Origin of the sequence: Shewanella colwelliana, from assembly GCF_001735525.1 — a bacterium.
GTDB lineage: Bacteria > Pseudomonadota > Gammaproteobacteria > Enterobacterales > Shewanellaceae > Shewanella > Shewanella colwelliana.
Window position 1 is genome coordinate 114,278 of sequence record NZ_MCBT01000044.1, and the last position, 20,278, is coordinate 134,555.

Here is a 20,278-nt window from a genome sequence, read left to right on the forward strand (position 1 = left end):
TCATAGCGAGTTATATGACTTCAGATCAACAACCATAGACTTTTGGTGGATTAAGATAGACAAACAGTACAAGTGCGGATGTATTGTTTGTCATGCTAGGAGCAAAAATGAAATACTTAACGTTAATGGTGACGCTTTGGTTTACGGCTGCGCTGTCGGCCGCGCCGTCATACACCCCAAAGCAAGAGAGAGAAGTCGCGTTCTGTAGTGGGCTGTTGAACGGATATAACTCAGAAAACAGCACAAATATGATGACGTATTTGATTGAAATAGCGAAGCCAACAGATAGATACCACTTTATGCTAGTCAGAGAATATGACAGGGGCATAGGTTATGTAGAAGGTTGGCATGAGGCTTGTTTGCGCCAACAAAGCTGTAATGAGGCATCGTTATCCGATGCGGCAATAAGCACTTGGAAGCACTTCAAATGCAACAATTACGGCCTTGACACCCTCTTTAATACACCAACCACCCCCGAAAAGGTGATCGGAAAAGCAAACACTGAAGAGGTAAATGGATCGGCAAAAATGGGTTCCAATCCAGACGATGAACCCTGTACCTGCGTGTTTAACAAAAACAGAATGTGGAATCCTGACAAAATTGTCTGGAACAATGAAGAGTGGGTATGTACAAATTATACTACCGATGGCCTCTGCTCAGAGGTAAGCAAAGTCGAAGGAGCCCCCAAGTAGTTACAAAGTTAACGGTCTCGTTTAAAGTGGTTCTGCATATATGGTATTGATAAGTGTCACACTGCTCGCCAAGGTAAAGGTGATTGGTGTGGCCAGCTCGCCGAAAAATAAAGAGCCACTCGCTGCAGAATAGGCATTGAGGGTATTACAGATTCTGTCTAGAAACCGGTTAAGGAACTAACTCACATTTACCCCAAAGTTTGTTGCCCTTGGAATGAGGTTTGCATTTTTTATTTGACTGAGCAGCCTTGGGCTAGGTGGAAATTGGTTAAGTGAGCTTGAAGGTCGTATCTTCATAGCAATCAATCACCTGCGGTGAGCTTGTGTGCAAGCACTCTTTTGGCTCGCAGACTTTTTGTTAAAGAAAGTTGTCCATGAAGGTTCCATAGCGACATCTAATCTACATGGATAATGGAATGCCGATAAATGTCGGGAGCATTTTCTGTCTGTCGCCAAGGGCCAAAACCGCGTTTATACTGGGTTATTCACTCTCTTGGATCTGACCTCATTGGTAGACATTGAGACAACTTATTATTTTTAATAAGAAACCTTCAATAAAATGTTCCAACACATATTGATAACAACCAGTAGGAAGGATTAAAATATAACCAGTTAAGGACAGAGCTAGGCAAACTCGAATCAACTATCGAGGACGCCATTTAGGGAAGAAAAGCCTATCACTAATGCGCTAATTAACTCTCTTTAAAAGTTTACTCTGATCCTATTTATTCTCGTCAAAGGAATGGAAATGCGAGCCAGATTATTTTTGTTAATATCAGTACTATTTTTAACCGCCTGTAACAGCACAATTAAAAATACCAAAATCGATAAAAACAAATCACTTGATGTTAATCATGGAGTGGTAGGCGTTCAGATTATTAATAATGCTGAACAATTAACACCACCTCACCGAGATTGGACAGAAGTCATTGTTGTTAGAATTGACAACTTTGAAGATAAAAAACAAAAAGCAGTAGCCATGGCTAAATCCAAGGCAAAAACCAAAGATAAAGACAGTATTAATAAAGATAATGTGGATTGGGAACCCGATGTTTATTCTTTGTCTCCAACTCGAGAAGGGTTAATTGATAGTCAGGTCTTTATCGGGTCAATGCCAGAGGGGAGTTATATTATTTCAAGCCTTTATAGTTACTATGATGGTGGAGATTATACCTCTTGGTTGAACATGCCAGTTGATCACTCAACGGGGGTATTTAAGGTAAAAAAAGGTCAGTTAACAAATCTTGGCAGTGTGGTTTTTCAACCTTTATTAAATGTTCAGCAAAAGTCATTTTGGGTACAAAAATCAAGCCAAAAAGCTTATGTTACTCGTTTAGATGCACAACAAAAGCTGAGCACGTTCTTATTGAGTAATTATCCAAACCTTGCAGAAAGTCTCGATTTATCCACTGTTCATTTATGGGAAAAAGATGAGCTAGATCGTTTTAGATCTAACTTAAGTAAGCTATCGCGCCAAAATGCCTACGGTAAAACCGCTATGCCACTAACGATCCACGGTAAAGGGGTTATTGCATCAAAATTTGGTCAAATAAAATGGCAAGATCAGCAAGGACAATGGCATCAACTTGACCTCAATACCAACAGCCAACTTGCTGCAGTATTAGAGACCGATGACCAACTGATGATAGCTGGTGAGCGTGGTGAAATATTTATGGCTAACAGCTGGCTTGGTGAATGGAAGCAGATATCCAGAGTATCAGCGAATGAGGCAATAACTTGGTTTGGCAAAGGTGAAAATAGTTTTTTTGCCATGACTCAGTCGATTGATGAGTTCAATATTTACCAGTTTGCCTCACTCGAATCGGATTGGATAAAGCTAAGAAGCTTCAAACGCAAAACCGATCGTTTATTAAGTGCCTTTGGCCATCTATTTCCCATCATGACAAAATCAGGCCAATTGTCGGTATTGAATGACAATAAGTTATTTGAATTCAACCCCCATACCAGCAGTTGGAGCGAACAAATAAGCACTCGCATGTCAGCAGTTTCACAGTTAGCCAACGGTTATCTAGTCGGGATAGAAAGAAGCTATTGGGGTGCAGGTGAGCAAGTTATTAGTTTAGATTCTGGCAAGACTTGGTTAACGGTAAACCGTGATCTTATGGCTTTTGATGACCATGAAACACAGAGAAGCTTACCAGTAGTCTTTTCCGATGGCACTGTTGTAACACTAGGGCGTAAGAAAACCAAAGCAAAAGATAAAAGAAACCTTCGAGGTGAGCTGAAAGTTATCTCCACCACGCTTGAGCAAGCAGAAAATAACAAGTCATGGAGCTATCATGGTAATGCCGTGCCTGAATGCGAGACATTATTAGCTCAGATATCATCTGCTGATGAGATCTATTTTCTATGTGACAAAGGCGATGTGATATTTACCCAAGATCTAGGTCAATCTTGGCAACATGTTATTAAGATAGATATTGCTGATATGCAGCTTAAATTTAATGAACTAGTTGAAGCCACTAATGCGGAAAAACTAAAACAGCAAATAGAAGCCAAATCAAAGGAGAGCACTCAACTTTAGCGTACAAGGTTATTGGTTTTGACTGGTGTATGAATACTAATTACCGCCAAACCGAAGAGAGTGATAACACTATGCTGATGCCGCTGGGCACTATGGTTTCATGGATGAAACCATAGTGCCCAGAAGCGACACAAAAATGTCCCTAGCTAAAAGCCAGTGCGGCACTCTTGGCTCTCGTTCGTGAGCTAGAAGCTACGCATCACTCACCTTACCGAAGAACGACCAACAGGTTTTCCGCAGGACAGGAGGTGGTTAGCGGCTTAAAAAAGCCCTCCCTCTGACCTTAATCGGCAACTTCCTGCTCAAACCCTATCGCCTGCACACCATCGGGTAACTTACTTTCGGTCACTTCAATAATGGTGGAGCGGTTCATAGTGACTTTATAGCGGGCAAATTGGGGTGGATTACGTCCCTCTCTGAGCGACAGAACTAGATTGATTTGGTAACGGCGCTCTACCGAGTCACTGCTGATTTTACCGTCTGACTCTTTATAAATTTTAGCCTTACCGCGCTCTAGATAACGAGCAAACGGCGCAAGACTAAAGTTGACCTGTTCCTGAATGGTGGAGTATCCAGCTAAGAAGTCTTTCTGAGAGATCCGCGAGTTGATACCATAATGCAAAATATCGGCATCAACTTTATTCTGGCTATGACGTCGATTTAAAATCTCATCGATCTCAGTGGGCAACTCTTTAGCCTTAATAAAATCAATCCACACGAGCTGACGACCAATAACAGCCTGGCTTGTGGTATCTCGCAGTATGCGGCTCCAACGCGGCCGACCTTTTTGAATTACCCGCCATAACGCATTACGAATATCTTCTTTGAAGATCTCACGAAAACCGTAAATCACCGCTAATGTCAGCACCAAAGATAGCGTTAAGCCACTAAACACACCTTGCGCCTTAATAATTAGCGCTGACACAACCAACATCACAAAGCCAGTGGCGATGCCTGTAGTGAGCTTTTTCAACCCAACGCCTAAGGTTTTAAGCTCCTCTTTAAGTACGACCCCTTGCTGGATAAGGCGGCGTAGTAACAGCATTTTGTTGGAGATACGGTTAGGGTCATCTTTGGTTTGTGATGAGTTATAGTTTTTACTTTCCCGATAGCTATTTTCACTACGACAAAGGTTCACCACCTCTTCCGTTATCTCGCTGTAATCGCTGCTTCTAGGCGCATGGGACAAAAGTTTGAGTAAACGTTGCTCGCAAAACCAAGATAGATAATTATCTGAGTTCTCAAAATAGTGCTTCCATTTGGGATCGCTAGGCTCGTTACGACGAAACTTTTTCAGCAGTTGAGCCACTATGTCACTCAGATCTTTAAGCGCAAGGTAGAACTGTTCAATATCCTCTATTTGCGCCAGTTCTTTACTGTCGGTTTCAATGGCAACGGCAAACTGGTAGGCAAACAGGTTGAGATAGAGCCTAAACTCCTCAACGGTGCGTTTATTTTGGCTAATGAATCGGCCTTGCACTAACGGAAGATGCAAACCAGAAGAGTAGTAGGAACGACGGCCTGCTATGGCTGCGTGGTAGTACTCCTCTTCATCTAAACTCTGCGGGTTAATCCCCATCTCTTTAGGCAGAAAAAAATAGAGATCTAAGCGTCGATGATCGCCCTCCTTCATCTGGTGGACAAATTTTATCGACAGCGATTCTTCCTGCTTAACGTAGACTTTAGACACGTAACCTCAATTTTGTAGAAATATATCAGATGGTTATAGATGTATTATAGCTCAATATGCTTTAGTGAACTAAGCGGCATCCACAAACGGTATTGCTGGGTTGGAAAAGCACCACGGCATAATCTCTATGTTGGTCGAGATCCAAGGGTTCGATCGATAGATTATGCATTCCTTGGCTATCTAAATTAAAGGAACTGATATAAGAAAGATACTGCATATGCCTTGGAAGTTGTTCATTTTGATTATCATCACTCTCCTCTTTGGTATCAACCGAAAAATTATAGCGATTTGCCTGCTTATCAAAATCGACCAGTTTGCCATGCATACGAATGGTGCCAGCTAAAGTGCCATCGAGATTAAAGTAACGGTAGTTGATCTGTGCCTGCTGTTTTTTGGCCATAATATCGACAAGCAAGTAATGTTTCCCTGCCCCTTCTGCCACATCAGAGGTGTCAAACAACTCAGAGCTGCAACTTAGCATTAAAGTTTCTGGTGGATTGAGATAGCGGTAGCTCACTGTAATACTTACGGCGAGTAGCATTAGCACTAGCAGGTTAATACCCCATAAGACCTTTCTATTCACAAAGAGACACCTCAGTTAACCATGCGTCAGAGATAAATGACTTTTGTTGGCGATAGTCGGTCAACTTCAAATTTCTCACTAAAGATTGCCCCAACTTTTCACCCCGCATCGTGATATTAAAAACTTGCTTATCATGGGACAGAGAAAGGTAGATTTGTTGCCAAGGTGAAGATTCACAGGAGGCAAAGCCCTTGGCTAGTTTTTGTGACAAGGCCACTAACGACGTGTTATTGGTTTTTGACTTGGCATAACTAATAAAAGTGACCTGCTGACCAGACTCAAGTGTGATGCTATGGCTGTCATAGGGAGCGGTGTGATGTACCTTTATACTGGCAGCCACGAGCCATTGCCCCCCAACTAATATGCATAGCAATAAGACTAATACACCAACCCACGCCTTTAACACGCGATGATGCTTACCGAATAACCAGGTGATCATTGTTTGATAATTGGCGCGTAGTGGGTTGCTACGGATACTTTGGTTAGGCAGAGGCTGAGACAAACGTTTATCGATGTGCAACCGATACCCTTTGCCTTTCACCGTCTCTATCATCTGTTCGTGCATTGGGCCAAGAAATGAGCGCAGCATAAAGACAGCCCGAGTCACAGACGAATCACTCAGTGCTGCGTACTGATCGTCCCCCGCTCCCAAGGTTTGCTTAGCAACGATCTTATCCTGATTGGCAAGTAGCAGAGTCAATACCTGCAACTCCGCTCGGGGCAAATGCCACTGTTCGCCGCTGACTTGATTAGTCAATAAACCGCGTTGCCTGTCAAAGAGACAATCACCTAATTGCATGGGTATCTATCCATTAATCATTTACTCAACAAGCTTATTCGACAAGCTTATTCAAAATCACAAATAATTTCTGTGATCACCTCTATCTCCTTAAAATTCATACGGGAATTAGCCTAAATACATGACTGACACTTGCTAATTTGTGACCAAAATCACCCTATTCATCCAACAAATCATTCAACAAGTGGTTGCTTCAATCTCAATAAATTTACATGAAGACAACAAATAAAGTGATCCGCCCCACACTGTAAGAACCAATTCAGATTACAAAACAATAATAATCCAGCTTAAACGATTAACCCGCTCATCAATTAATCAAATCTTTATTAGAAAAATACGGCAAACATTCATCAAGCTAACGTCACACTATTTGCAATCCTCTCCTCCCACAATGACCCCAAGTTTCAAGGAGCGAACAGTTTCGCACCGACAATAAAAATAACACCTATCCATGTGAGGACATTTTTATGACTATCAATAGACGCCAAGCACTAACTAAAATCATTGGCATTAGCACAGCTGCTGCCGGAGCTACCCTAATGGGCACGTCTGCTTTTGCTGGGACAGATGAACAAGGTAATTTCCGTTTAGAACTTGGGGATAAACTCAAGTATGTGCCACTTGATGCCATGGCAACAGCTAAGCTGGCTTATGAAACAGGTGGCGGATGTATGCATCAGGTGTTCCATGCCATGATCACCATGCTTGCCAAATCATCCAGTGCCGATGCTGCCAAGTTTGCTACTATCCCAACCGCCCTTGCCGGTTATGGTTGGGCTGGTATCGTGGGTCAAGGTACTGTCTGTGGTAACAACAATGCCACTGGGATGCTAGTGAATATTCTTGATGACATTAATGGCCAAAACAACGCCGTGATTGGTGCAACATTCCGCTACTATGAAAATACTGTGCTACCACTGTCTAGCGACGAATTCGTTGCAGGTATTGGTTCTACCGCAGAGAAGAGTGCACTTGTCGGAAAATCTACCGTGGCTAACAGTATTCTTTGCCATTCATCAATCAGCAACTGGTCAAAAGCTAATGGCTTGCCCTTTGTGAAAAAAGGCGAGCGCTGTAAGCGTCTATCAGCCTCTATCACTTTCCACCTTGTAGAATTACTTAACCGTGCCTATGCCGGTGAAGACCTCTCTGCGTTGCCAGAATCTAAGCCTTCTGAAGAGGCGCAAGCATGTCAAAGCTGTCACGGCAGTGAAACTACTATGGGCAGTGCTGCCAGCGTGAAAGCGGATATGGAGTGTACAACTTGCCATACCGGACACTTTAACTAAGGAGCCCGTCATGAATGATAAATTAGTGACTAGCCTATTGGCTGCGCTGTTACTGTGTGGCGGTTGTGGCAGCGATGATTCAGATACGACTGAACCGCCAGTGGTGGTTCCGCCTCCAGTGGCTGACAGTATTGATATTAATGAAGCCACGGTGATCAACTTAGAGCTTGCTACCTTCGATGGCGCCAGTGGCGCGTTGACTTTCAACTTGGCCGACGCAGACAAGCTTGCTATCACCAACGTGAAGGACTACAAGATCACCTACTTCGGCTTTCCAGATGAAACCAAAACATCATCGAAAGCTAAAGCGTGGAAACGCTGGCATGTTACCAAAAGCTACCAATGTGATAGCGCAGAGGCTAACTGCAATGGGGTCTTGGTTGAAGCTGAAAAAGGCAGTTATAGTTTCGATGCGACAGGCCTAGATTGGGACGAAAATGCAACCGCTGGCGCAGTTGAAAAATACAAAGTGGCTATCGAGATCAAAGGAACACTGGCTGAAAACGAATTAGTTTTACTTCCGTCAACATAAACCACTGTACCGCTTGGAGAGCTTCGGCTCTCCTTTTTTATTAAAATTCACACACCCAGACAGAATTACCAGGGCAAAACCTAAGCACGGCATAGCCTTTATCGGCTTCCATTAATACCACGCTAATATCCAATACCACCGAATGACCAAACTCTATCGTTTCTTCCGCATAATTTATGATGGTGGAGATATCGGTTAACGCCCAATCACTGACGCTATCTAGCTCAACTTCGGCTTGATTGACGTGCAGTTTATAGTCCATATTGGCCACATCTAAACGATTTAGATTGCCTGATAACTTCACCCAGCCAGCAGTTAGCCCTTTATCAATAAACTGATAATCCAAGGCGATCTGCTCACCCTCACTGTAAACACTCAATGCCATCTCTAACTCACGATCATTGGCAACATTAAAGGTATCTGCACGACAGTAAAAATTGAGGGCTTGCGCGTCGGTTTTATAGCAATGTAACCAATATCCGCCCGCTATCAAGGCACAAGAGGCCGTAGCCAAACCTAACAATCTCGTCCGATAAAAAAGCGATCTATTCAACATACTAACTACAGATTTCCATATCAACTAACCACTGTTTATTGACAAACTCGAAACCACGCCCTTGGGCGATAGCTTTTACGTTTTTGAGCATCAAGCCTTGGCTACCGTCTTTTTTAAGGCCAATGCTCATCACTTTATTGTCGTCTGACCAAGAGCAAAACAATTTGTCCCAATCAAGGCGATCACATTGATGAAGTTGATTCACTAAATGTTCAAATTGTGGTGCCATGACGACTTGCTGGTCATGTGAATGGTAGACAGGATAATAAGCCACTTCCCCATTTGAATGTTGAATAAACTGCTCTTTATGCAGTGAAAACTTAGTCGACGGCTCAAATACTGAATAGAGTAGTAATAACAATAGTATCAGCTGCGCAATAAGAATCAGATACTGCTGTTTAGTGATGCTTCTACCAGGCGTACCGCTAAGGAAACGATGGCTTCGCGTTAACTTAACATGCAGTAAAAAACCTTGATCATCGATAGACTCTATTAAACTTGCGCTATTGTTCCCCATAAAAAATCGCAATCTATCTATCGCTTCTTCGAGACGAGCTAAACTTGACTCAGCCACAGGCAATACAGCGATCAACTGAGCGTTAGAGAGGACTTGGCCACGATGGTTAGCCAATAAAGACAAAATAGCGTGCTCAGATGCAGGCATTTTCCAGCTTGTATCATTTTCTTGATTGGATAATTGACCAGAAGCCATATCAAACCAGCAACTACCTATTTGCATACCCTATCCCATCTATGTGTCAGGAAATCATTGTATCGACTCGTAACATAAAGGTCTGTGATCCTACAGGAGTCACAAATAGGATTTTTCACTTTCGTGATAAAAAGCACATAACCAACTAATATATAAGAATAATTGTAAGCGATATAGATACATTTGTAACATGTTACAGTTAACCTAATTCACTGACTAACAGCCATAAAAAAAGCGCCTCTTAGGCGCTTTTTTTAACCACAAACTTGCTAGCTTAGAATGAGTAAAGCAAGGTCATGTTCGTTTCGGTATCGGTGCTCTTCTTATCATCGGCAGGCTCGCTGTTGTAACGCACCACAACGGCAAACTTCATTGCTAATGCGCCGATAATATTTGCCGTGATAGATGTTTCAGAACGGCCTTCAAGGCTATCACCGTAATCGGCAACAAACAGCTGCTTAAACTTAGAGCTATCGGTGATTTCAGTTTCAAAATTCATCACACCGTGAGCAACCCAGCTCTCTTCAGTGTCGTCACCTGCAGCAAGTGCACTGGCATCATCAAGACGTTTGTACTGGTAACCAGGACCGACTTCAACCGCAAATAATGTCTTACCGGTATCAACAAATTTGTGACCATAACCCGCTGAAACCGTTGATTTAGAATCAAAGCCTGTAAAAGGATCAATCTCATGATTTGCGTTAGCAAACAAATAGCTAACATCGTTTAACTTATAGTTACCTTGAATTAGGCCATAATAACGCTTACCTGTTTCTTCACCGCTATCTTCTTTATATAAGGCTTCAAGTAGATACTGGTTTTCCCAATTGCCTAACTCATGCTTCATGTCCAAACGGCCTTTTAGCGAGGTCGTCTCAGTGTTACCCGTGGTGATAGTCGCACCCAGTTCAGCATCTGCAGCGAAGGTTTTATCACCCTCAACGAAATCTGCACCAGCGAGTGCAGCAAATGGCGTTGCTAATAATATAGCCGTAGCCGTCAGCAATTTTTTCATTTTGTATTACCTGTAGTATCAAAGTCCCTTAAAAATTGGCGCAATATTAACATCTGCCGTACAAAATTGAAAACTCGGCTTGTATTCTCAATATATTAGGCTAGCTAGCGTTTATGTTTCACTTAGTGAGCGTTCGTATTTAGATTATTGGTTAGCGATGATACTGACATTTTTTGTAGCCAAAAGTTAAATCGGCAAATTATTTGCAAAAAAAAGCCCACTTGCGTGGGCTTTTTTATATCAAGGATAAATAGGTTTAATTAACCTGAGGATCCAGCTCACCAGACTGATAAGCCTTATACATAGCTTGCAGTGACTTAGGCTTGATCTTAGACCCCATACCCGCACAACCAAATGCTTCGTAGCGCGTGGTACAGATATCGGCCATCGCTTCCATCGACGCTTTAAGGAATTTACGTGGGTCAAACTCGCTTGGGTTTTCAGCCAAGAACTTACGTACTGCGCCTGTCGATGCTAGACGTAAGTCAGTATCGATATTTACTTTACGTACGCCGTGCTTAATGCCTTCAACGATCTCTTCAAGCGGTACACCGTATGTTTCAGGAATAGCGCCACCATATTGGTTAATGATTTCAAGCCATTCTTGCGGTACTGAAGACGATCCGTGCATGACTAAGTGAGTATTAGGAATGCGAGCGTGGATCTCTTTAATACGGTCGATACGCAGTACATCACCAGTAGGCTTACGGCTAAACTTATACGCGCCATGGCTGGTACCAATTGCAATGGCTAAAGCATCAACATGGGTATCACGTACAAAGCGCGCCGCTTCTTCTGGCGTAGTCAGTAGCTGGTCATGACTCAAGATACCTTCAGCGCCAACACCATCCTCTTCACCCGCCATGCCTGTTTCTAGGCTACCTAAACAACCAATTTCGCCTTCAACTGATACGCCACAAGCATGAGCAAATGCAACCGTTTTACGGGTCACATCTACATTGTACTCATATGATGCTGGTGTTTTACCATCAGCCATCAAAGAGCCATCCATCATCACCGATGACATACCTAGCTGAATAGAGCGCTGACAAATATCAGGGTCTGTGCCGTGATCTTGGTGAATACACACTGGGATATCAGGGTATTGCTCAAGTGCAGCCGCCATCAGATACTTAAGGAACTGAGGACGCGCATATTTACGTGCACCCGCTGATGCCTGAACAATAACAGGGCTATCTGTTGCTTCAGCAGCTTGCATAATCGCGCGCATCTGCTCTAAGTTGTTCACGTTAAAAGCTGGAACGCCATAATCATGTTCTGCAGCATGATCTAGCATTTGACGTAGGGAAATTAAGGCCATTTTTTACTCCAATAATAGGGTGATAAGTTAATTTCTTTGACTAACTAAAGTCACCGAGGTCACTATCGTTTGGACAGATTTTTATACTGAAGACAACCACTAACATCCTGTTAGTAGTTATCGACAGCGGTTTTTTTATAATATTAATTATTCGTATTACTTACTTCAGCAACCCTTATTCGCCACGGCTTTCTAGCATGGCGACAGCAGGTAGTTCTTTGCCTTCAAGGAACTCAAGGAACGCACCACCACCGGTTGAAATATAAGAAACCTTGTCAGCAATTCCGTATTTATCAACGGCCGCCAGTGTGTCGCCGCCGCCCGCAATAGAGAATGCCGATGAGTCAGCAATCGCTTGAGCAATACGCTTAGTACCTTCGCCAAATTGGTCAAACTCAAATACACCAACTGGACCATTCCATACAATGGTACCGGCATTTTTAAGGATATCAGCTAGCGCTTCGGCGCTGTCTGGGCCGATATCAAAGATCATATCTTCGCTTGATACCGCGCTGACATCTTTCAATGTCGCCGCCGCAGTTGGACTAAACTCACCAGCAACAACCACATCAGTTGGCACAGGGATATCACCACCACGACTCTGCGCATTGGCAACAAGACGCTTAGCTTCTTCAATCAGATCGGCTTCATATAGTGATTTACCCACTTCATGGCCGGCTGCCGCGATAAAGGTGTTAGCAATACCGCCACCCACAACGAGCTGGTCAACGATGCCAGAGAGGCTTTCAAGTACCGTCAACTTAGTTGACACCTTTGAACCACCCACTATCGCAACCAATGGGCGCGCAGGGTTGTCCATCGCCTTGCCTAATGCTTCTAATTCGCCACTAAGCAGTGGACCAGCACAAGCAATTGGGGCATATAAACCAACGCCATGGGTAGACGCTTGAGCGCGGTGAGCAGTACCGAATGCATCCATCACGTAGACATCACACAGTGCAGCGAGCTTTTTAGACAGTGCTTCATCGTTTTTCTTTTCGCCAACATTGAAGCGAACGTTTTCAAACACAACCACTTCACCGACATTTGCATCAACACCGTCAAGGTAATCACTGGCTAGGCGCACAGGACAATCGAGCGCTTTGGCAAGGTAATCGACCACAGGTTGCAATGAAAACTCAGCGTTAAACTCACCTTCTGTTGGACGTCCTAGGTGAGACATCACCATCACAGCGGCACCTTTTTCAAGGGCAAGCTTGATGGTTGGCAATGCGGCGCGCAGACGTGCATCACTGGTTACCACGCCATCACTGACGGGGACATTCAGGTCTTCACGAATAAGCACACGCTTACCTTGGAGATCTAACGCTGACATATTGATAATAGCCATTTTACGTTTCCTTAAGATTTAAAGTTAAAAGACAAAAGTTATAAAAATCTGGTGGTATTCACTTAGGGACATAACACCTAAGTGAAAGCGGCTGATGGCATCACCATCAGCTTAATATGTTTGTTCTGCTCGTACCGCTTTGATCATCTCTAAACTAGTGTCGAGCATACGATTAGCAAAACCCCACTCATTATCACACCACAATAGTAGCTTAACTAAATGACCGGCACTGACTCGCGTCTGCGTACCATCGACAATACTAGAGCGCGGGTCATGGTTAAAATCACAAGAGACTAACGGTGCATTAGTATAGCCTACAACCCCTTGGTATGAGCCATTAGCTGCTTGAGAGAGTACTTGGTTCACTGTATCGATATCGACACGTTTATCTAAGGTCACCGATAAGTCAATTGCGGTCACGTTAATTGTCGGCACGCGCACAGAAATCGCTTCAAATTTGTCCTTCATCTCCGGCAAGATGCGTTCAATACCGCGGGCTAATTTGGTATCTACCGGGATAATAGACTGACCTGCGGCTCGGGTACGCCTTAGATCATCATGGTAAGCATCGATAACTTGCTGATCGTTCATTGCTGAGTGAATAGTGGTGATTGCGCCGCTTTTAACTTGGAATGCTCTATCAAGCACCTGAATAATCGGCACGAGACAGTTAGTGGTACAGGATGCATTTGAGACGATGGTATGGTCTGCGGCTAATTCATCATGATTTACGCCATAGACAATGGTGGCATCAACATCACTTGATGAGGGATGACTGATTAGCACTTGTTTGGCCCCTGCTTTCAGGTGCGCCTCACAAGCTTGTCTGTCGATTAATGCTCCTGTCGCCTCATAAACCACATCAATGCCCATCTCTTGCCAAGGCAACTTGGTCGCATCGGCTTCATGGAGCAGTTGAATATGATCGTCACCAATGGTCATGATATTGCCGTCGAGTGAGGCAGGAGATTGAAAACGACCATGAGTGCTATCGTACTGGGTCAAATGAAGCATAGCTTCGGGGGTGGCGAGTTCATTAATGGCGACAATCTGGATTCGATCGCGCTTGCCCGATTCATACAGGGCACGAAGAATTGAACGACCAATTCGGCCATATCCATTAATAGCGACTCTGATCATTAAGTGCTTGAACTCCTCGAAGCATTCCCTAAGGAAAGATGTTTAATATGACAACGGCTTACCTGCATTCCTTATCAGATAAGCCGTATCATCATAGCCCGAAAGCACATGACTTTCGGGTTCTAGGACTAGCCTTAAGCTAGGCCGTTTACTGTTGCAATGACATTTTCAACGGTGAAACCGAAATGCTTCATCAGTTCGCCACCTGGTGCAGATTCACCAAAGGTAGTCATGCCTACAACAGCACCATCGAAACCAACATATTTATGCCAGAAATCAACATGTGCAGCTTCGATAGCCACACGTTTAGTCACTGCACGTGGCAGCACTGACTCTTTATATGCCGCGTCTTGCGCATCAAAAGCATTCGTCGATGGCATAGAAACCACACGTACTAGCTTACCTTGCTCAGTCAATGCTGCAGCAGAATCAAGCGCAAGTTGCACTTCACTACCCGTCGCAATCAAGATCACATCTGGAGTACCAGCACAATCACTTAGTACATAACCACCTTTAACGACATTCGCTAACTGCTCTTCGGTACGCGCTTGAGCAGGTAGATTTTGACGACTAAAGATCAGTGACGTTGGTGCATCACGACGTTCAATCGCATTCTTCCAAGAAACCGCGGTTTCAGCCGCATCACATGGACGCCACACCATCATGTTAGGTGTCATGCGTAGGTTCGCGAGCTGCTCAACAGGTTGGTGAGTTGGGCCATCTTCACCTTGACCGATAGAGTCATGGGTATAAACGAAGATATTTTGAATCCCCATCAAGGCAGACATACGCACTGCGTTACGCGCATATTCCATAAACATCATGAAGGTCGCGCCGTAGTTGATAAAACCACCGTGTAAGGAGACACCATTCATGATACCGCTCATACCGAATTCACGCACACCGTAGTAGATGTAGTTACCAGCAGCATCATCTTGAATACCTTTAGAACCAGACCATAAAGTCAGGTTAGAACCCGCAAGATCAGCAGAGCCGCCAAGTAATTCTGGTAACATAGCGCCAAAGGCACCAATGGCATTTTGTGACGCTTTACGGCTAGCAATACCTTCGCCTTTCTCTTGGCACTCTTTGATAAACGCCTGTGCTTTTGCTTCAAAGTCTGCAGGTAGTTCACCATCAATAACGCGGCGCTTATATTCTGCGGCTAACTCTGGGTAAGCTTCAGCATAGGCTGCCAATTTACCATTCCAGTTTGCTTCATTGGTTGCACCAGTATCTTTTGCATCCCAACCTGCATAAACGTTGTCAGGGATTTCAAATGCACCATGATCCCAACCAAGGAATTCACGTGCCGCCGCGATTTCAGCATCACCCAGTGGTGCGCCGTGACAATCATGGCTGCCCGACTTATTTGGCGAGCCAAAACCAATGGTGGTTTTGCAGCAGATCATGCTTGGCTTATCAGTAACCGATTTAGCTTCTTCGATTGCCGCGCGGATAGCATCGCTATCGTGGCCATCAACATCAGCAATCACGTGCCAGCCGTAAGACTCAAAACGCTTTGGTGTATCGTCAGTGAACCAGCCTTCTACGTGACCATCGATAGATATACCGTTGTCATCCCAGAACGCGACCAACTTACCAAGACCTAAGGTTCCCGCTAGTGAACAGGCTTCGTGAGAGATGCCTTCCATCAAACAACCGTCACCAAGGAAACAGTAAGTAAAGTGATCGACAATGTCGTGACCTGGGCGGTTAAACTGAGCTGCCAATGTCTTTTCAGCAATCGCCATACCTACAGCATTACTGATCCCAGCGCCTAGTGGGCCAGTAGTTGTTTCAACACCTGGGGTGTAACCATACTCTGGGTGGCCAGGGGTTTTTGAATGCAGTTGACGGAAGTTTTGTAGCTCTTCAATCGGCAATGCATAACCAGTAAGGTGCAGCAAAGAGTAAATCAGCATTGAACCATGACCGTTAGACAGAATAAAACGATCGCGATCAGCCCACTCTGGGTTGTTTGGGTTATGCTTAAGGAAGTCATTCCAAAGCACTTCAGCGATATCAGCCATTCCCATTGGGGCACCTGGGTGACCAGAATTGGCTTTTTGAACGGCATCCATAGTTAAAGCGCGAATGGCGTTTGCGAGTTCTTTACGAGATGACATGCTCTCTCCTGCTGATAGTTGGGGATTTTGCGGGCAATTGTGGTCGCATATTTTCCCTTACTAGGCGGTGGGACGCAAATAAAAATCACCATTTGATGCAGATTAAACCGATATTACTGCTAAATAAGCATATTTGCCTTGTAGACCCTAGGTGGTTTTACTGGCCCAATTCAAACATTACGCTGTTTATATTGCAGTCAAATTAATCTGGCTGTGACAATAACCAACCTTAACGCTAGGTTTTTTCGCTGTGCATTATAGTCAACCACCCACAAAAACCCCTTAATAAACAAATGATTAAAATTAGATTCTCATTTATATAATGTGACCCATTAGAAAATTTACTGGGCTTTACAGCACAATTTTTGCCGAAAAGGGTGTTATCCATTCGGTTTTCCACTAAAATAGCCGTCTAGATGTAGATACTTCTACACATTCAAATTGTTTAAACACGAGATTTTCCATTATGGCAAAGCACTTGTTCACCTCTGAGTCGGTCTCAGAAGGTCATCCAGATAAAATCGCCGATCAAATTTCTGATGCGGTACTCGACGCGATCTTAGAGCAAGATCCTAAAGCTCGTGTTGCGTGTGAAACATACGTAAAAACCGGCATGGTAATGGTTGGTGGTGAAGTGACCACTTCTGCATGGGTTGATATCGAAGAGATCACCCGTAAAACCGTGCGTGACATTGGTTACACTCACTCAGATATGGGCTTTGATGCTGATTCTTGTGCTGTACTAAACGCCATTGGTAAACAGTCACCAGATATCAATCAAGGTGTTGACCGTGCCGACCCTAAAGAACAAGGCGCTGGTGACCAAGGTCTAATGTTTGGTTACGCCAACAACGAAACTGACGTATTAATGCCTGCGCCGATCACTTATTCGCACAAGCTAGTTAAACGTCAATCTGAAGTACGTAAAGACAATACGCTTCCATGGTTGCGTCCCGATGCAAAAAGTCAGGTGACTTTTGCTTACAACAGTGACGGAAGCATTGCCGGTATCGATGCCGTTGTGCTTTCAACTCAGCACCGTGAAGATGTTAGTCAGCCTGACTTAATCGAAGGCGTGATGGAAACCATCATTAAGCCTGTGCTACCGGCGAAGTGGTTAACTAAAGATACTAAGTACTTTATTAACCCAACAGGCCGTTTTGTTATCGGTGGCCCAGTAGGCGATTGTGGTCTAACCGGTCGTAAGATCATTGTTGATACCTATGGTGGTATGGCGCGTCACGGTGGTGGGGCTTTCTCTGGTAAAGACCCATCAAAAGTTGACCGCAGTGCTGCTTATGCTGCGCGTTATGTGGCTAAGAACATTGTTGCAGCGGGTCTGGCGGATCGTTGTGAGATACAAGTTTCTTATGCTATTGGCGTCGCCGAGCCGACCTCTATTAGCGTTGAAACCTTCGGTACTGGTAAGGTCTCTGAAGATGTATTGATTAAACTAGTACGTCAACATTTCGACCTGCGTCCTTATGGACTGACTGAAATGCTAGATCTGGCTCGTCCAATCTATAAATCAACGGCTGCTTATGGTCACTTTGGCCGTAATGAGTTCCCATGGGAGCGTACTGATAAAGCCGACGCTCTTCGCGCTGACGCCAAGCTTTAATCAAGGTTATCAGCAAAAAAAACCGCCTAAATGGCGGTTTTTTTGTATCCATATCTTCACCTTAATTAAGCTAATAGTCATCAATCAGGGTTAACGGCTTATCTGGCTTTGCATAACTAAGCCTGCCTAATCGTTCAGTACGATGATAACTATCCAGCCCTGAGACACAGACGCTATTGAGCCTTTCAATATCGACACTACCATCACTTTTAAATGCCATATCATCAAGCAGTATATCGGTAATGCTGCCGATAACTAATAGGGTTTGATTAAGCGCTATCGTCTCAACACTCTCTAGTTTAACCGCATATTTTAGGCGACTTTGCGCCACAAAGGGAGCTAGCACACCTTCATGGTACGCCGGTGTTAACCCAACTGCGTCAAACTCACACTGGTCGGTCTCATAGCGAGCGGATGTTTGATGGGCTTGCTGCCAAATATCACTATTAACCTGATTGATGGTGTAGCAGCTGGTGGCAATAATATTACTTAAGGTATCTCTCGCCACCGAGTGAGGCCGGCTAATAAAGCCAACCAAAGCGGGATCGGCCCCCAAATGAATCACTGAACTAACAATGGCTAAATTGGTTTGGCCTAACTCACTGACGCTACCAATCAGGTTAGCGCTTTTAAAGCCAGATAAACTATTCACCAAATGAGCACGATATCGATGTTCTAGCGATGAGAGTTGATTTTGGTCGATATGTATTGTTTGATTTACCATAAAATTGCTTCACCATTCCAATCGATAAAATAGGCCTGTGCTGAGGGAGTCACGGTTTGTGTCACGGCTAATAGCCGCTCAGCAACAAAGTCGGGAGAAAAGAGTTTTTCTTTGGGAACGTTTTGCTGGAACGGCTTAGACAACGGCGTGTCAGTTGTGCCGGGATGAAATGCCAATATCGCTACATTCTTAGCACGGCGAGCATATTCAACGGCCGATGTTTGCAACAGCATATTGAGCGCGGCCTTAGATGCTCGGTAACTGTACCAGCCACCAAGGCGATTATCACTAATGCTGCCGATACGGGCACTCATTACCGCAATGACACATTTTCTATCACCTTTTACTAACGGCATTAGGTGTTTAAGCCACATCATCGGCGTGATGGTATTAATCTTAAACAGGGTGTTCATCGCCTCTTCGCTAAGATCTTCAAGCCGTTTTTCAGGTTTGACTGTGTCTTGATGTAAGATGCCGTTAAAAATAAACACATTGCTAATAACGTGTTTCTGCGTGGCTAGCTCGCTCACTAAAGCAGCAATTTCCCCTTCACTGTATCCACTCTGAATCGATTTAAGCCTCTTAGCTGTATAGGTTAAGGCTTGACGGCTAATTGCTATCACTGGACCTTGCATTAATAGATGCTCGATCAACGCTTTAGCAATCACGCTACTGGCTCCTATGACAACTGAAACGCCGCGGCATACTTCTGGCTCAGAAACCTCTTTCATGACAAACCACACTGACCTGTATCGCAGCGTTTCTTCCCGGTTAATAAATAGGAAATTTTGTACCTATGCTTAGCGAATTTTAAGTAGAGAAAATCTGCAACGGGTTTAACCACCGGCCACGTTAAGGGCACAACAAAGTGTTTTTTCCCCACTAATGCCCAGGCTAAGTAGGTGACATCGAGCCCGGTTAGCAATTCACCATGTTCGGTTTCGCCATGCAATATCTGATTGGCGTATTTGATATCGATATGGGGATATCGCGTAGTAAAGTCGACACTAGCGAGGTCGGCGAGCTCTATAAACTCTTTAGTATCATATCGTTTTAGCTTAGCCATCTCGGCCGCGCAAAGTGGACATTGACTGTCATAGAAAATACGAAGTTTCATCAGTTTCCAATCCCTATTACAATGACGTGGCAAACCAACGCCACGCCAGTAAGATAAGTTCTTAACTGGATGTAATCATCAGATAAGGTTTTGTCACGCCACTGCTGTTTGTCTAGTCGGTAGACCACCACATAACCGAGCATTAAGATGATCAGTGAAACATAAAGGTGGTTAATGACAATAGTCACCCAAGCCAACACGCTCACTACGTTGCTGATAATCAATAATTTGTCATCATTGAGATAATGAACTTTGCTACTTTCTCTGCCCCACAAGGTACCAGCAAGAAACGACAGAATAATGGCGCTGTAGGTGATGAACAACATCAAGGGATCGATAGAGAAGAGCGTTTGCCCCATCAAAATTAAGCCGGTAGAAATAATAAAAGGTAAAAGTCCTGCATACCCCAACATAGAATAGGTTTTTGACATGAGCGCACCCGACTTTACGTAATTTAAAATT

At 44.1% G+C, this 20,278-nt stretch carries 19 protein-coding genes; 5 read left to right on the top strand and 14 right to left on the bottom strand.

Features of this window, described 5'->3' with window-relative positions:
* Nucleotides 1-107 precede the first annotated feature (107 nt).
* Nucleotides 108-692, top strand: coding sequence for a hypothetical protein (locus tag BEL05_RS14995; RefSeq protein ID WP_069671653.1), 585 nt, complete (start codon nucleotides 108-110; stop codon nucleotides 690-692).
* 748 nt (nucleotides 693-1,440) lie between these two features.
* Nucleotides 1,441-3,237 carry a hypothetical protein gene (locus tag BEL05_RS15000; RefSeq protein ID WP_069671654.1) on the top strand — a complete coding sequence of 599 codons (1,797 nt, stop codon included), beginning with the start codon at nucleotides 1,441-1,443 and terminating at the stop codon, nucleotides 3,235-3,237.
* A gap of 283 nt (nucleotides 3,238-3,520) precedes the next feature.
* Here BEL05_RS15000 and BEL05_RS15005 read toward each other — a convergent pair whose 3' ends face one another.
* From BEL05_RS15005 to BEL05_RS15015, 3 genes are all read right to left on the bottom strand, one after another.
* The gene (locus tag BEL05_RS15005) at nucleotides 3,521-4,927 is read right to left on the bottom strand and encodes a hypothetical protein (RefSeq protein WP_028763177.1); all 1,407 of its coding nucleotides are present in this window, start codon (nucleotides 4,925-4,927) and stop codon (nucleotides 3,521-3,523) included.
* Between the two features lie 61 nt (nucleotides 4,928-4,988).
* Nucleotides 4,989-5,510: a hypothetical protein gene (locus BEL05_RS15010; RefSeq protein WP_028763176.1), complete on the bottom strand. Its 522-nt coding sequence runs from the start codon at nucleotides 5,508-5,510 to the stop codon at nucleotides 4,989-4,991.
* On the bottom strand, nucleotides 5,503-6,309 hold the full coding sequence (locus BEL05_RS15015) for a winged helix-turn-helix domain-containing protein (protein WP_028763175.1): 807 nt from the start codon (nucleotides 6,307-6,309) through the stop codon (nucleotides 5,503-5,505). Before BEL05_RS15015 ends, BEL05_RS15010 begins: the two co-directional genes overlap by 8 nt.
* A 467-nt stretch (nucleotides 6,310-6,776) precedes the next feature.
* Between BEL05_RS15015 and BEL05_RS15020 the strand changes: the two genes are divergently transcribed.
* Together BEL05_RS15020 and BEL05_RS15025 are read left to right on the top strand one after the other, a co-directional pair.
* The gene (locus BEL05_RS15020) at nucleotides 6,777-7,598 is read left to right on the top strand and encodes a cytochrome c3 family protein (protein WP_028763174.1); all 822 of its coding nucleotides are present in this window, start codon (nucleotides 6,777-6,779) and stop codon (nucleotides 7,596-7,598) included.
* Between the two features lie 10 nt (nucleotides 7,599-7,608).
* A complete protein-coding gene (locus BEL05_RS15025) occupies nucleotides 7,609-8,130 on the top strand; it encodes a hypothetical protein (RefSeq protein WP_028763173.1) in 522 nt (173 codons plus the stop codon).
* Between the two features lie 40 nt (nucleotides 8,131-8,170).
* On the opposite strand, the gene BEL05_RS15030 is transcribed toward BEL05_RS15025, so the two are convergent.
* From BEL05_RS15030 to tkt, 7 genes are all read right to left on the bottom strand, one after another.
* Nucleotides 8,171-8,644, bottom strand: a complete 474-nt coding sequence (locus BEL05_RS15030; protein WP_139151897.1) for a hypothetical protein — start codon at nucleotides 8,642-8,644, stop codon at nucleotides 8,171-8,173.
* Between the two features lie 43 nt (nucleotides 8,645-8,687).
* On the bottom strand, nucleotides 8,688-9,425 hold the full coding sequence (locus tag BEL05_RS15035; protein ID WP_069671656.1) for a winged helix-turn-helix domain-containing protein: 738 nt from the start codon (nucleotides 9,423-9,425) through the stop codon (nucleotides 8,688-8,690).
* A 247-nt stretch (nucleotides 9,426-9,672) separates the two neighbouring features.
* A complete protein-coding gene (locus BEL05_RS15040) occupies nucleotides 9,673-10,413 on the bottom strand; it encodes a DUF481 domain-containing protein (protein ID WP_028763170.1) in 741 nt (246 codons plus the stop codon).
* Between the two features lie 256 nt (nucleotides 10,414-10,669).
* Complete coding sequence (fba, locus tag BEL05_RS15045; RefSeq protein ID WP_028763169.1) at nucleotides 10,670-11,734, bottom strand: class II fructose-bisphosphate aldolase; 1,065 nt, start codon at nucleotides 11,732-11,734, stop codon at nucleotides 10,670-10,672.
* Nucleotides 11,735-11,909: 175 nt separating this feature from the next.
* Nucleotides 11,910-13,085: a phosphoglycerate kinase gene (locus tag BEL05_RS15050; protein WP_069671657.1), complete on the bottom strand. Its 1,176-nt coding sequence runs from the start codon at nucleotides 13,083-13,085 to the stop codon at nucleotides 11,910-11,912.
* Between the two features lie 111 nt (nucleotides 13,086-13,196).
* The gene (gene epd / locus BEL05_RS15055; protein ID WP_028763167.1) at nucleotides 13,197-14,225 is read right to left on the bottom strand and encodes an erythrose-4-phosphate dehydrogenase; all 1,029 of its coding nucleotides are present in this window, start codon (nucleotides 14,223-14,225) and stop codon (nucleotides 13,197-13,199) included.
* A 134-nt stretch (nucleotides 14,226-14,359) separates the two neighbouring features.
* Nucleotides 14,360-16,354, bottom strand: a complete 1,995-nt coding sequence (gene tkt, locus BEL05_RS15060; RefSeq protein WP_028763166.1) for a transketolase — start codon at nucleotides 16,352-16,354, stop codon at nucleotides 14,360-14,362.
* Nucleotides 16,355-16,820: 466 nt separating this feature from the next.
* Between tkt and metK the strand changes: the two genes are divergently transcribed.
* Complete coding sequence (gene metK, locus BEL05_RS15065; protein ID WP_028763165.1) at nucleotides 16,821-17,975, top strand: methionine adenosyltransferase; 1,155 nt, start codon at nucleotides 16,821-16,823, stop codon at nucleotides 17,973-17,975.
* A gap of 70 nt (nucleotides 17,976-18,045) precedes the next feature.
* Here metK and BEL05_RS15070 read toward each other — a convergent pair whose 3' ends face one another.
* Genes BEL05_RS15070 through BEL05_RS15085 form a run of 4 tightly spaced genes read right to left on the bottom strand, consistent with a single transcriptional unit; the run spans nucleotide 18,046 to nucleotide 20,247 of the window.
* On the bottom strand, nucleotides 18,046-18,684 hold the full coding sequence (locus BEL05_RS15070) for a flavin reductase family protein (RefSeq protein WP_175427350.1): 639 nt from the start codon (nucleotides 18,682-18,684) through the stop codon (nucleotides 18,046-18,048).
* 8 nt (nucleotides 18,685-18,692) lie between these two features.
* Complete coding sequence (locus BEL05_RS15075; RefSeq protein WP_069671659.1) at nucleotides 18,693-19,430, bottom strand: SDR family NAD(P)-dependent oxidoreductase; 738 nt, start codon at nucleotides 19,428-19,430, stop codon at nucleotides 18,693-18,695.
* A complete protein-coding gene (locus BEL05_RS15080; RefSeq protein WP_069671660.1) occupies nucleotides 19,427-19,816 on the bottom strand; it encodes a thiol-disulfide oxidoreductase DCC family protein in 390 nt (129 codons plus the stop codon). The genes BEL05_RS15075 and BEL05_RS15080 overlap by 4 nt, the downstream gene beginning before the upstream one ends.
* Nucleotides 19,816-20,247: a DUF3429 domain-containing protein gene (locus BEL05_RS15085; RefSeq protein WP_028763161.1), complete on the bottom strand. Its 432-nt coding sequence runs from the start codon at nucleotides 20,245-20,247 to the stop codon at nucleotides 19,816-19,818. Before BEL05_RS15085 ends, BEL05_RS15080 begins: the two co-directional genes overlap by 1 nt.
* Between the last annotated feature and the right edge of the window lie 31 nt (nucleotides 20,248-20,278).